Source organism: Porcipelethomonas sp. (assembly GCF_051893655.1).
Taxonomy (GTDB): domain Bacteria; phylum Bacillota; class Clostridia; order Oscillospirales; family Ruminococcaceae; genus Porcipelethomonas.
This window is the reverse complement of record NZ_JBJFHN010000070.1, coordinates 1-12604: the sequence shown is the minus strand read 5'-3', so window position 1 is coordinate 12604 and position 12604 is coordinate 1. Positions and strand designations below refer to the sequence as shown.

Annotated in this window: 13 protein-coding genes; 11 read left to right on the top strand and 2 right to left on the bottom strand. The window is 40.2% G+C overall.

Annotated features, from left to right (window positions below; genetic code table 11):
- Positions 1-96 precede the first annotated feature (96 nt).
- On the bottom strand, positions 97-1548 hold the full coding sequence (locus ACI4WO_RS03890; RefSeq protein ID WP_439806248.1) for a sensor histidine kinase: 1452 nt from the start codon (positions 1546-1548) through the stop codon (positions 97-99).
- 9 nt (positions 1549-1557) lie between these two features.
- Positions 1558-2259, bottom strand: a complete 702-nt coding sequence (locus ACI4WO_RS03885; RefSeq protein WP_439806247.1) for a response regulator transcription factor — start codon at positions 2257-2259, stop codon at positions 1558-1560.
- 333 nt (positions 2260-2592) lie between these two features.
- Between ACI4WO_RS03885 and ACI4WO_RS03880 the strand changes: the two genes are divergently transcribed.
- The 11 genes from ACI4WO_RS03880 to ACI4WO_RS03830 all read left to right on the top strand — a co-directional run.
- Positions 2593-2877, top strand: a complete 285-nt coding sequence (locus tag ACI4WO_RS03880; RefSeq protein WP_439806246.1) for a co-chaperone GroES — start codon at positions 2593-2595, stop codon at positions 2875-2877.
- 33 nt (positions 2878-2910) lie between these two features.
- On the top strand, positions 2911-4533 hold the full coding sequence (groL, locus tag ACI4WO_RS03875; protein ID WP_439806245.1) for a chaperonin GroEL: 1623 nt from the start codon (positions 2911-2913) through the stop codon (positions 4531-4533).
- A 169-nt stretch (positions 4534-4702) separates the two neighbouring features.
- Positions 4703-5464 (top strand): ClpP family protease, encoded by a 762-nt coding sequence (locus tag ACI4WO_RS03870; RefSeq protein ID WP_439806244.1) that lies wholly within the window; start codon positions 4703-4705, stop codon positions 5462-5464.
- Positions 5461-5619 carry a hypothetical protein gene (locus ACI4WO_RS03865; protein ID WP_439806243.1) on the top strand — a complete coding sequence of 53 codons (159 nt, stop codon included), beginning with the start codon at positions 5461-5463 and terminating at the stop codon, positions 5617-5619. Before ACI4WO_RS03870 ends, ACI4WO_RS03865 begins: the two co-directional genes overlap by 4 nt.
- 30 nt (positions 5620-5649) lie before the next feature.
- Complete coding sequence (locus tag ACI4WO_RS03860; protein WP_439806242.1) at positions 5650-6525, top strand: undecaprenyl-diphosphate phosphatase; 876 nt, start codon at positions 5650-5652, stop codon at positions 6523-6525.
- A 28-nt stretch (positions 6526-6553) separates the two neighbouring features.
- On the top strand, positions 6554-9142 hold the full coding sequence (locus ACI4WO_RS03855; protein WP_439806241.1) for a DNA translocase FtsK 4TM domain-containing protein: 2589 nt from the start codon (positions 6554-6556) through the stop codon (positions 9140-9142).
- Between the two features lie 12 nt (positions 9143-9154).
- The gene (locus tag ACI4WO_RS03850) at positions 9155-10090 is read left to right on the top strand and encodes a ComEC/Rec2 family competence protein (protein WP_439806240.1); all 936 of its coding nucleotides are present in this window, start codon (positions 9155-9157) and stop codon (positions 10088-10090) included.
- Between the two features lies 1 nt (position 10091).
- Positions 10092-10298 (top strand): DUF3006 domain-containing protein, encoded by a 207-nt coding sequence (locus tag ACI4WO_RS03845; protein WP_439806239.1) that lies wholly within the window; start codon positions 10092-10094, stop codon positions 10296-10298.
- 2 nt (positions 10299-10300) lie between these two features.
- The gene (locus tag ACI4WO_RS03840; RefSeq protein WP_439806238.1) at positions 10301-11521 is read left to right on the top strand and encodes an NAD(P)/FAD-dependent oxidoreductase; all 1221 of its coding nucleotides are present in this window, start codon (positions 10301-10303) and stop codon (positions 11519-11521) included.
- 15 nt (positions 11522-11536) lie between these two features.
- Positions 11537-12190, top strand: a complete 654-nt coding sequence (cmk, locus tag ACI4WO_RS03835; protein WP_439806237.1) for a (d)CMP kinase — start codon at positions 11537-11539, stop codon at positions 12188-12190.
- Between the two features lie 16 nt (positions 12191-12206).
- Positions 12207-12604, top strand: a 398-nt coding sequence (locus ACI4WO_RS03830) for a lysophospholipid acyltransferase family protein (RefSeq protein WP_439806236.1), incomplete at its 3' end; no start/stop codon positions are given.

Here is a 12604-nt window from a genome sequence, read left to right as displayed (position 1 = left end):
TTCATTATTTTCTGCCGGAGCGAAAATATTTTCTCCTTCTGTGTTTATATTATTATTGTTTTCAAAATTTTCATCCATGCTTGTCACCGCCTGTTATTATTGACCGGCATTTATATTGCCGTTTTCCTTATTATCTTCCTGATTTTCCATTTCTGGTTTGTACGCCGGAAATGTCAGAAGAAATTCTGTGTAGTCATCTGGAGTGCTTTTTAAAACGATACTGCCCCGATGATAGCTTACAAATTTTTTGACTATGGAAAGACCAAGTCCCACGCCGGAGGTATCACTGCTTCTGGAAAAGTCAGTCTTGTAAAACCTGTCAAATATTCTGGGCATATCCTTGCCTGATATCCCCATTCCGGTATTTCCGAACCTGATATATATATTCTGTTCATCAGAATATGCATTTAATTTTATTTTTCCGCCATGATTTACAAATTTTACAGCATTATCCACAAGATTGTAGACTATCTGATAAAGCATGTCCTTATCGCCGAACATTATGGCTCTTGCACTGTCAATTCCGTCAACAACAACATCCTTTTCCTCAATTTCCTTTTCATACATGAAAAGTGTTTCTACGAAAAGTGCTGTAAGATTTACTGGTTTGCCGTTAAGCTGCATTTCTCCGGATTCTATTCCGGAAATTTTCATCATAGTCTTAACAAGCCGGATCATGCGGTTAGTCTGTTCGGAAATTCTTGCCAGATATTTTCTTGTGTCATTTTTTGGTATTGTTCCGTCAAGAATTCCTGAAATAAATCCGTTTATAATTGTTATAGGAGTTTTGATCTCATGTGAAATGTTAGACATGAATTCCAGGCTTTTACGTTTGTCATCTGAAATTACATCAGCCATGCGGTTTATAATTGATACCAGCAATCTGATCTCGTAATCATTTGTATCCGGAAGCTGTAATTTATTATTTGTATTTTTAAGATATGCTTCGGATTTTTCGTTTATTTCGACCAGCAGCTTGTATCGTTTCTGTTTTATAAAATGGAAAATAACGGCGAAAATGATGAGTACAACAGTTGCTGAAACTATGAGTATCTCGCCGATATTCATTATGGACTTATAAAGCTCATCTGCCGATCTTATGGCAATAAATTGTATTGTTCCACTTTCAGATAATGACGACTGCATACTTTTGCTGTATATGATAGTTTCACTGTTTACAATACTGAATTTATCAGAACCTTTGAGTGTTGAAATCGACTTCGGTTTGTACTCTTTGTACACTGATTTTGAGCTTATTATAATTTCCCCGCTTTTTCCGTCGAGAATATAATAATTTGTATGAAACATGTCTGCATTTATATCCAGAAATCCCTGAAAAGCAGATATTGCCTCATTAATATTTCCGGTTTCGGAAACGTTGCGTTCCATACTCTGAACGATAGTTTTTGATGTCTTGTCAATTTCCCTGTATTCAGACTTTTTAAGATGAGATGCGCCAAAGGAAAATACAGAGATACCTGTAAAAACTGCACCAAAGGTAAGAAGCAATAAAGAATTCAGATACTGAACAAATAATTTTTTTTTCATAATGCCGCCTTAAAGCTGATCTTCATCGCATTCAAACTTATAGCCTACGCCCCATACAGTTTTCAGCGACCATTTATCTGATGCGCCTTCAAGCTTTGCACGAAGTCTTTTTATGTGAACGTCAATGGTACGTGAATCTCCGTAATATTCAAATCCCCATACTTCATCAAGAAGCTGATCTCTGGTGTAAACCCTGTTCGGATTGGACGCCAGAAAATAAAGTAGCTCCAGTTCTTTCGGAGGAGTATCTATAACCTTTCCGTTTACTTTCAGTACATACCGTGTAAGATTTATATGAAGATTGTCATAAAAAAGCTCCTTTGACTCAGAAACAGACGGAGTGTGACTGGTTCTTCTGGTAACAGCCTTGATACGTGCAAGAACTTCCTTGGTGTCAAAGGGTTTTACGATATAATCGTCTGCCCCCAGTTCAAGTCCCAAAACCTTGTCAAAGACTTCACCTTTGGCTGTGATTATGAGAATAGGAGTATTGTAATTTTTCCGTATTTCCCTGCATATCTGCCAACCGTCCATACCGGGAAGCATAATATCCAGCAGAATAATATCCGGCTTCAGGGCATTGAATTTAACCATTGCCTCTTCACCGTTATTTGAAATTATAGTGCTGTAGCCTTCCTTTTCAAGGTAAAGCCTGAGCAGATCGCATATATTTTTGTCGTCATCAACTATGAGTACTTTGTCATGATCCATAAAATCACCTTTTTTCAACAATAGTTTATATATTTGAGAACTATTCCTAACAAGAGTTTATATTTACTTACTTTAATATTATCAAATTATGCAAAAAATGTCAATATAAAATATTTTTTTAAGGTTTAAAAAAGTTTACATTTTTTAATATTTGTTAATTATACACATTATTATAGCACGATTTATACCAATAATTAGGCACACCTACGAAAAATAATTTATATTCTAAAAATGCCTTGATTTTTTCAGGAAAGTTGGTAAAATAGTAATTAGCACTCAGGGAGTTTGAGTGCTAACAAATTAAAGTTACTAAAAAATTTAGGAGGAATAAATATGACTATCAAACCATTGGCAGACAGAATTGTCATTAAAATGACTGAAGCCGAAGAAACAACAAAAGGCGGTATTATACTTGCGGCGGCGGCAAAGGAAAAGCCACAGATTGCCGAAGTAGTTGCAGTAGGTCCGGGCGGAGTTGTTGACGGCGAAAAAGTTGAAATGTATTTAAAAGTGGGCGATAAGGTTCTGCTCAGCAAATATGCCGGCACAGAAGTCAAGGTTGACGATGTTGAATATACAATCCTCCGTCAGTCTGAAGTTCTGGCTATTGTAGAATAATAAATATTAAAACAGTAAAGGAGAATCATTATTATGGCAAAGGATATTAAATACGGCGAAGACGCCAGAAAATCTTTACAGGCAGGTATTGACAAGCTTGCTGATACAGTTAAAATCACACTTGGTCCTAAGGGCAGAAATGTTGTTCTGGACAAGAAATTCGGTGCACCTCTCGTAACAAATGACGGTGTTACAATTGCAAAGGAAATTGAACTTGAGGATGCTTTTGAAAATATGGGAGCACAGATGCTCAAGGAAGTTGCAACAAAGACAAATGACGCAGCCGGTGACGGTACAACAACTGCAACACTTCTTGCACAGGCTATGATCCGTGAAGGCATGAAGAATATTGCTGCTGGTGCAAATCCGATGATCGTAAAGAAGGGTATGTCCAAGGCTGTTAACGCAGCAGTTGACAGCGTTATAGCAAATTCCAAGAAAGTTGAAGGCAGCGATGATATCGCAAGAGTTGCAACAGTTTCTTCAGCTGATGAAACAGTCGGCAAGCTTATTGCAGAGGCTATGGAAAAGGTTACAGCAGACGGCGTTATTACAATTGAAGAAAGCAAGACTGCTGAAACATACAGTGAAGTTGTTGAAGGTATGCAGTTCGACAGAGGTTATATTTCACCTTATATGGCAACTGATACAGAAAAGATGGAAGCTGTATATGACGATCCGTTCATTCTTATTACAGATAAGAAGATCTCTTCAATTCAGGAAATTCTTCCTCTTCTGGAACAGCTTGTACAGTCAGGCAAGAAGCTTGTAATTATTGCAGAGGATATCGAAGGCGAAGCTCTTACAACACTTATCCTCAATAACCTCAGAGGTACATTCAGATGTGCAGCTGTAAAGGCTCCGGGCTTTGGCGACAGACGTAAGGAAATGCTTCAGGATATAGCAATTCTTACAGGAGGTCAGGTAATTTCTGAAGAACTGGGTCTTGAACTTAAGGATACAACAATTGAACAGCTCGGCCGTGCAAGACAGGTTGTAATCGGCAAGGAGAATACAATCATTGTTGACGGTTCAGGCAATTCTGAAGATATCAGGAACAGAACAGAGCAGATCAGAGCACAGATTGATGCAACAACTTCTGACTTTGATAAGGAAAAGCTTCAGGAAAGACTTGCAAAGCTTGCAGGCGGTGTTGCTGTTATCAAGGTTGGTGCTGCAACTGAAATTGAAATGAAGGAAAAGAAGCTGAGAATTGAAGACGCACTGGCTGCTACAAAGGCTGCTGTTGAAGAGGGCATTGTTGCCGGCGGCGGTACAGCTCTTATCAATGCAATTCCTGCTGTTGAAAAGCTTATTCCGGAACTGGAAGGCGATGAAAAGACAGGTGCTGCTATTGTTCTTAAGGCTCTGGAAGAACCAGTTCGTCAGATCGCTTTGAATGCTGGTCTTGAAGGCAGTGTTATTATAGATACTATCAAGCGTTCAGGTAAGGTCGGCTATGGCTTTGACGCTTACAATGAAACATATGTTGACATGATTCCTGCTGGTATCGTTGATCCTACTAAGGTTACACGTTCAGCACTTCAGAATGCGGCATCAGTATCAGCTATGGTTCTTACAACAGAAAGTCTGGTTGCAGATATCCCTGAACCGGAACCGGCAGCTGCTGCACCACAGGGCGGCATGGGATATTAATTTAAATATTCCAGATAACATAACAGAATATTATTATCCGGCAGTTTTACAGCTGCCGGATTTTTTTATTTGACTTTAAATGTAAAATGGTTTATAATAAAAATAAGTGTATAAACCTGTTTCTTATGAAAATAATAGAAATATTATCTCTGAGGAAAGGTACAGGTTTATGAATACACAAAACTATAATGAAGATGAAAAAGAAAATAAGGATAATGAAAACGAAACTGATGAGAGGCTTGACAGGGCAGAGCTTATAGAAAAAATGGGGGAAGTGGTTTCCCATAATGCAAAGCATCTTATTCACTGCCTTACAATTATCGGTCAGGTAGAAGGTCATTATGTGCTTCCGTCTCAGAACAAAACTACCAAATACGAACATATTATTCCTGCCCTTGTTGCAATAGAGCAGGACAGGTCTATTGAGGGACTGGTGATAATTCTCAATACGGTGGGGGGAGATGTTGAAGCAGGTCTTGCTATTGCAGAGCTTATAGCCGGAATGAAAACACCTACTGTTTCTATTGTCGTGGGGGGAGGACACTCTATCGGAGTGCCGCTGGCGGTAAGCGCCCGCCATTCGTTTATTGTCCCCTCGGCTACAATGACTATTCATCCGGTGAGAATGAACGGACTGGTTCTGGGCGTTCCTCAGACGCTTTCGTATTTTGACAAAATGCAGGACAGAATAGTAAATTTCGTAACCGCAAACAGTAATATCAGTGAGGAAAATTTCAGAAACCTTATGCTGAAAACCGGTGAGCTTGCAATGGATATGGGAACTGTTGTGGACGGCGAAACGGCGGTGGAACTGGGACTCATTGACAGTCTGGGCGGTTTAAGCGATGCTATCGAATGCCTTTACAGCCTGATAGAGGAATCGGAGCAGAAATATCCCGATGATGTAAAGACAGGTGAGAAAAAGCAATGATCCTTTATACTATTATAAGTCCGGAAGATGTTTTACATGATTTTTCCGGGGAAGAAAGCAATAAAAAACAAACTGAGGAAATATGTACTACTGATCCTTTCGTATTTCTTGAAAGGGATGAATATTATAAAATTATAAAAGAACTGCGGAAATAATTTCCGCATACATATTACAAGGAGGACAAAATGAATATTTTTGAAGCGATTATGCAGGGAATTATACAGGGGCTTACCGAATTTTTACCGGTATCAAGCTCAGGACATATTTCTCTTTATCAACATTTTACCGGAAACAGCGGAGAGGGGGCACTCTTGTTTTCCGCAATTCTGCATCTGGGTACACTGGTAGCTGTTTTTACAGCATTCCGTAAAACTATCTGGGAAATGCTGAAAGAACTGGTATTTATGATCAGGGATATATTTACGGGAAAATTCAAATGGAAGGAAATGAACGGACCGAGACGTGCTATAATCATGATGATCATTTCACTTTTACTTCTGATACCATTTTACATATTCAAGGACTTTTTTGAGGGGATATCAGAAGACAGCGATATAATAGTCGAAGGTATATGCTTTCTTTATACTTCCGTTATACTTTTCCTTTCTGACAGATGCGTCAAGGGAAGCAAGAAATTTGAAGATATCAAGGGTAAGGATGCTGTTGTTGTAGGTATTTTTCAGGGTGTTGCACTTCTTCCGGGTGTATCACGTTCGGGTTCTACAATTTCAAGCGGTCTTTTCTGCGGATTTGAACGAGAAACAGCTGTGCAGTATTCATTTATTCTGGGAATTCCCGCAATACTCGGCGGATGTCTGCTGGAAATCAAAGATGCGGCAGAACAGAATGCTCTGGCATTTGAACCTGTAAACTTCATTCTTGGATTTGCTGTTGCAGCCGTTGTGGGACTGTGTGCAATTAAAATGGTAAACTGGCTTGTAAAGTCAGATAAATTCAAGATTTTTGCAATTTATACATTTATTCTTGGTATAGCCGTTATCGGTATCGGAATTTTTGAGCATGCTGTAGGCATGAATTTAGTAGACTATTTAAAGAAATAATTAAGGTGAACATGAAAGGACAATAGAAGTGGCGGAAAGTAAAAAAAGAGGCGGTTCTGCCAAATCAAAAACCGGAAACACAAAAAAATCCGGAAGTACTAAAAAGGCTGCACCTAAAGCGTCTTCCGGTGCAAAGGCACAGCCTCAGAAAGATCCGGTAAATCAGTTCTGGTCTGTAATTTTGTTTGCAGCAGGAATTCTGATTTTTCTGTTTACGGTAATTGAAGGCAGCAGCGGATGGAGGGTTATTCATAATCTTTTCAGGGGACTGTTCGGATTGTCTGTATTTCTGGTGCCTGTAATACTTATTTACACGGCACTTCTTATAAGTATGGAAAGATCTCAGCAGACTGTTGCTGGGAGAGCAATGTGGGGAATCGGTCTTACACTGCTTAGCAGTTCGGTAGTTCAGATTATGTTTGCAGGAGAAGCTAAGGGAGACAGTTTTATAGAAAAATGCAGATATCTTTATGAAGCCGGATCAAATCTTGAGGGCGGAGGACTTTTAAGTGCGCTGATAGCATGGCCGCTGCTTAAATTTTTTGGTTCTATAGGAGCAAAGATTATTATATGTGTTTTGCTGTTTATTTTTATCATGCTTTTGTCAAATCTGACGCTGTTCCAGTTTTTCGGACTTTTTTACAAGCCTTTTGTCAAAATGTACCATTCTCTTCAGAAAATAAGAGAGGAAAATCATATTCTTGATTCCTATGAGGAATGGGAGTATGACGAGGAACAGGAGGCAATTTCCATTGCCAATTCAAACATTCCTGAACAGGATGTTGTTCCGGACGACGATTTTGATTTTGATATTCCGGTAAATGACAGTACGGATCTGGCACCGCCTGATTTTAAAGCTCCGGAATGGAGCGGACAAAGCGGACCTGCGATAGATATCCCTATTGATGGTGTGATTCCTGAACCGTCAGTACAGAAAGCTGCGGAAACTGCTGAAACGGATATGAAAGAAAAGCAGCCTGAAAGCACAGAAACTAAGAAGCCGGAAAATGAGCTTGATGCTCTGGTGGAAAAAGCCGTGGTAGGCGGAGACAGGGAAAATCTTCCTGAAACATTTGCGGAAAAGGCGGCCAGGGCAGAGGAAAATGCCCCTGAAAAAGCTGATATAAAGCCGGCGGCTGCAAAGAAATATGTATTGCCGCCGATTAATCTGCTCAGCAAGAGCGTCACAAAAGCAAATGACCCTGCCGCAGCGGCAGAACTTAAGGAAAAAGCGGATACTCTTATAAGTACACTTAAAAGCTTCGGCGTTATAGCAAGAATTGTTGCTATTCAGAGAGGACCGAGAGTTACAAGATATGAAATCCAGCCGGCTGCCGGAGTAAAGGTTTCAAAGATCACTAATCTTTCAGATGATATAGCACTGAATATGGCGGCTGCCGGAGTGCGTATAGAAGCACCTATTCCCGGAAAAGCTGCAATAGGAATAGAAATTCCTAACACTAATCAGGACATAGTTTCAATCCGTGAAATTATTGAAAGCAAGGAATTCCAGACCTCAAAAAGTAAGCTTGCTTTTGCTGTAGGCAAGGATATTGCCGGAAATATAATTATAGGCGATGTGGCAAAAATGCCTCATATGATTATTGCAGGAACTACAGGTTCCGGTAAATCAGTATGTACAAATTCGATTATTATGAGTATACTTTACCATGCAAATCCTGAAGAGGTAAAGCTTATACTTATTGACCCTAAAATGGTTGAATTTACCACATATAATGGTATTCCCCATCTTCTGATTCCGGTTGTTACTGATCCTCGTCAGGCAGCAGGTGCTCTTAACTGGGGAGTTCAGGAGATGCTCAGAAGATATAAGCTCTTTGCTGACAATAATGTCAGGGACTTAGGCGGATATAATGAAATGGCTGCTGCAAAAAATATTGAAAAACTGCCGCAGATCGTTATTGCAATCGACGAGTTTTCTGACCTTATGATGGCAGCGTCAAAGGAAGTCGAAGACGCAGTATGCCGTCTGGCACAGATGGCAAGAGCTGCCGGAATGCACCTTATTATTGCGACTCAGCGTCCTACAACTGATGTTATTACGGGACTTATCAAAGCCAATATCCCAAGCCGTATTGCGTTGTCCGTTCAGTCTCAGGTGGATTCAAGAACTATTCTTGATACTCAGGGGGCGGAAAAGCTTTTAGGATACGGTGATATGCTTTATTATCCGAATGGTATGCAGAAACCGCTGAGAGTTCAGGGGTGCTTATGTTCTACAAAGGAAGTTGAAGCTATTGTCGGATTTATTAAGAAAGAGTCCGAATCTGAATATAATGCGGATATTATCGAAGCAGTTGAACAGAGCATGCCTGCTGAAAAGGGAGAGCGTTCTTCTGACACTGCTGAATCTATGGGGGACGGTGATGATATTCTCATAGAAAAGGCTATTGATATTGTTGTGGAAATGGGACAGGCGTCTACATCTTCTCTTCAGAGAAAGCTGAAACTTGGATATGCAAGAGCTGCAAGAATTATTGATGAACTGGAAAACATGGGTGTTGTAGGTCCTTATGAAGGAGCAAAACCCCGTAAGGTTCTTATGTCAAAGCAGCAATGGTCTGAACGTAGAATGAGAAAGAGTATTCAGGACTAAGAGGTAATAAAAATGGCAAAACGAAAAAATAAAAAGAAATCCGGAATTTTTGCAAAGATTGGAGCATTTATAATTATTCTGGCTGTTGGTCTGGCAGCAGCGGATTATCTTGATATTTTTACCTTAAGCGACTGGAAGGAGTTTTTCGGTTCGGAAACCGTAAGCGTTGCAGGGGGAGAAGCGGAGGTTCACTATATAAACGTAGGGCAGGGTGACTGTTCTTTAGTACTTTCAGAGGGGAAATCACTGCTGATTGATACAGGTGAAAAGGAGTATGCACAAACTGTCTGCGATTACCTTGACCAGCATGATGTAAATACAATTGATTATATGCTGCTGACGCATCCTCATTCTGATCATATGGGCGGAGCGTCATACATAATAGACAATACTGATGTAAAAAATATTATTATCCCGAAGTTGCCGGATGATATGACTCCTGATACTAAATTTTATGAACAGTTTCTTGAAAGCGTTCAGGATAAAGGTCTTAAGCTGACTGCGGCAAAGCCCGGAGAGGTTTATGAAATAGGGGAATGCAGTCTGGAAATTTTATCTCCTGTAAAGGACGATTACAGTGACCTTAATAATTTTTCTGCCGCAGCAATGCTGACTCACGGACAGAATAATTTTCTGTTTACCGGAGATATTGAAAAAAAGGCGGAAAAGGATATTATTGAATCAGGAAGACTTAAAAGTGCAGATGTACTGAAAGTCGCTCACCATGGAAGTAATACCTCAAGCAGCGAGGATTTTCTTGATATTGTGGATCCGGATTATGCTGTTATAATGTGCGGAGATAATTCGTATAAGCATCCTCATGAGGATACTGTTGAACGGCTGAAAGAATATACAGATAAGATTTACAGAACGGATATGGACGGAACTGTAGTATTCACATCGTCAAAGGATGGTCTTGCCGCAGAAACTGAAAATCAGGAGAATTGATATGCTGATAATTGAAAGATTTGAAGGTAATATTGCTGTTATTGAAGATGATGATAATCATCTGGAAATAGACAGAAACAGTCTTCCGGATAATGCCCGTGAGGGAGATGTTCTGGTAAAAAGCGGGGACGCTTATAAAATTGACCCGGAGCAGACAAAAAAAAGACGTGAAAAAATACTGAAACTGCAAAACAGCCTATGGAGTTGAGAATGGAAACAGACGTAATTATTATCGGCGGCGGAGCAGCCGGAGCTATGGCAGGAATTTTCTGTGCCATGAGGGGAAGAAAAACGGTTATATTTGAGCCTAACGGAAAAATAGGCAAAAAGCTTATGATTACCGGTAAAGGCAGATGCAATGTTACAAATAACTGCTCCAATGACGAGCTTTTCCGGAATATTCCCAGAAATCCCAGATTCCTTTACAGTGCGTTTTCACAGTTTTCTTCACAGGATACCATGAATCTGTTTGAGGAATGGGGAGTCCCTTTGAAAACAGAACGTGGAAATCGAGTTTTTCCGGCAAGCGATAAAGCCGGTGATATTGTTTCAGCACTGGAAAAGAATTTAAGAAAAAATAAAGTAAAAATCATAAAAGAAAAAGTAACGGGAATCATAACAGAAAACGGCGTATGTAAGGGCGTTGAGGCTGGCGGAAAAAAATATTATTCACAGTCTGTTCTGCTTGCATCAGGCGGCAAATCTTATCCGGGCACAGGTTCAGACGGCAGCGGTTATGCCCTTGCCTGTAATGCGGGACATACCGTTACTGAACTGAAACCGTCTCTTGTACCGCTTGTATGCAATGAAAAGTACTGTGCCGATATGATGGGACTTTCCCTTAAAAATGTCACACTTTCTCTTTATGACAGGGATAAGAGAATATATAAAGAACTGGGAGAAATGCTGTTTACTCATTTTGGCGTTTCCGGTCCTCTTGTACTCAGTGCAAGCTCTCACATAGACTGTATGGAAAAGGACAGATACAAGATATTCATTGACCTGAAACCGGGACTTTCCCCACAGCAGCTGGATGCACGTATTTTACGGGATTTCAGTGAAAATATAAACCGGATTTTCGGAAATTCTCTTTCAAAGCTGCTGCCTGCGAAGCTTGTTCCCGCTGCTGTAAGGCTTTCGGGCATTCCGGGGGAAAGAAAGGTAAATCAGATAACCCGTGAGGAAAGACTTTCATTTGTAAATCTTTTAAAGGCATTTCCGCTGACGGTACGGGATTTTCGTCCCATTGAAGAAGCAATCGTCACAAGCGGCGGAATAAATATAAAGGAAATTAATCCGAAAACTATGGAATCAAAGCTTGTAAAGGGACTGTACTTTGCCGGAGAAATTATTGATACTGACGGGTATACCGGAGGTTTTAATCTTCAGATCGCTTTTTCGACCGCTTACTGTGCGGCACTTAATTTGTAAAAAAGGAGAATATAAATGGGAATTAATATTGCAATTGACGGACCGGCAGGTGCCGGAAAAAGCTCCATAGCTAAAGCAGCTGCATTGGAAAAGGGGTATATTTATGTTGATACAGGTGCGCTTTATCGTTCAATAGCTCTTTTTGCACTGGAAAATAATCTGAATAATGACAGCCTTGTAAATTCATTGGATAAAATAAATCTGAACCTTGAATTTATTGACGGTTCGCAGCATGTAGTAATGAACGGAGAGGATATTACCGATAAAATCCGCACTCCTGAGGTTTCAATGAATGCTTCCAAGGTGTCGGCAATTCCGGAGGTAAGAGAATTTCTTTTCGGACTTCAAAAGAAAATTGCCGCTGAAAATAATATTATAATGGACGGCAGAGATATCGGCACAGTTGTACTGCCGGACGCTGACCTTAAAATATTTCTTACAGCCTCTGCCGAGGAAAGAGCACAGCGCAGATACCGTGAAATAAAGGATATGCCGGGAGTTACCTTTGAACAGGTACTGGAGGATATAAAAAAGCGTGACTATAATGACATGCACAGGGACATTGCTCCGCTGAAACAGGCAGAGGATGCTGTTTTGCTGGATACTACCGGAATGACTGTTGATGAAGTTAAAACCAGACTGGTTAAAATGATAACGGAAATAGAATAAAGGGGCTTGTGACATAATGAATATTTTTTACCGGGGTCTTTATAAGTTTGTACAGGGAATATATTACGGATTTTATAATGTGAAGGTTGAAGGACGGGAAAATATTCCGGACAAACCGGGATTTATCATAGCCTGCAACCACAGGACTTTTGCAGATCCGCCGCTTATTGCGGTTACAGCAGGATGTGCTAAATTTTCTTTTGTTGCCAAAGAAGAATTATTCAGATTTCCGCCTTTCGGGTGGCTTATAAGAAGACTGGGTGCATTTCCGGTTGTCAGAGGGAAAGGTGATTTAAGCGTTATCAGGGAATCTACAGACAGAATTGCTCAGGGGAGAAATCTTGTGATCTTTCCAGAGGGTACACGGAGCAAGGACGGAAAACTCGGTAAAGGAAAAACAGGCGTTGCACTGAT

Bases quoted from the DNA above. Each gene is read 5' to 3' on its own strand.
- ACI4WO_RS03890 (WP_439806248.1), bottom strand. From the start codon at position 1,548: ATGAAAAAAAAATTATTTGTTCAGTATCTGAATTCTTTATTGCTTCTT.
- ACI4WO_RS03885 (WP_439806247.1), bottom strand. From the start codon at position 2,259: ATGGATCATGACAAAGTACTCATAGTTGATGACGACAAAAATATATGC.
- ACI4WO_RS03880 (WP_439806246.1), top strand. From the start codon at position 2,593: ATGACTATCAAACCATTGGCAGACAGAATTGTCATTAAAATGACTGAA.
- groL (WP_439806245.1), top strand. From the start codon at position 2,911: ATGGCAAAGGATATTAAATACGGCGAAGACGCCAGAAAATCTTTACAG.
- ACI4WO_RS03870 (WP_439806244.1), top strand. From the start codon at position 4,703: ATGAATACACAAAACTATAATGAAGATGAAAAAGAAAATAAGGATAAT.
- ACI4WO_RS03865 (WP_439806243.1), top strand. From the start codon at position 5,461: ATGATCCTTTATACTATTATAAGTCCGGAAGATGTTTTACATGATTTT.
- ACI4WO_RS03860 (WP_439806242.1), top strand. From the start codon at position 5,650: ATGAATATTTTTGAAGCGATTATGCAGGGAATTATACAGGGGCTTACC.
- ACI4WO_RS03850 (WP_439806240.1), top strand. From the start codon at position 9,155: ATGGCAAAACGAAAAAATAAAAAGAAATCCGGAATTTTTGCAAAGATT.
- ACI4WO_RS03845 (WP_439806239.1), top strand. From the start codon at position 10,092: ATGCTGATAATTGAAAGATTTGAAGGTAATATTGCTGTTATTGAAGAT.
- ACI4WO_RS03840 (WP_439806238.1), top strand. From the start codon at position 10,301: ATGGAAACAGACGTAATTATTATCGGCGGCGGAGCAGCCGGAGCTATG.
- cmk (WP_439806237.1), top strand. From the start codon at position 11,537: ATGGGAATTAATATTGCAATTGACGGACCGGCAGGTGCCGGAAAAAGC.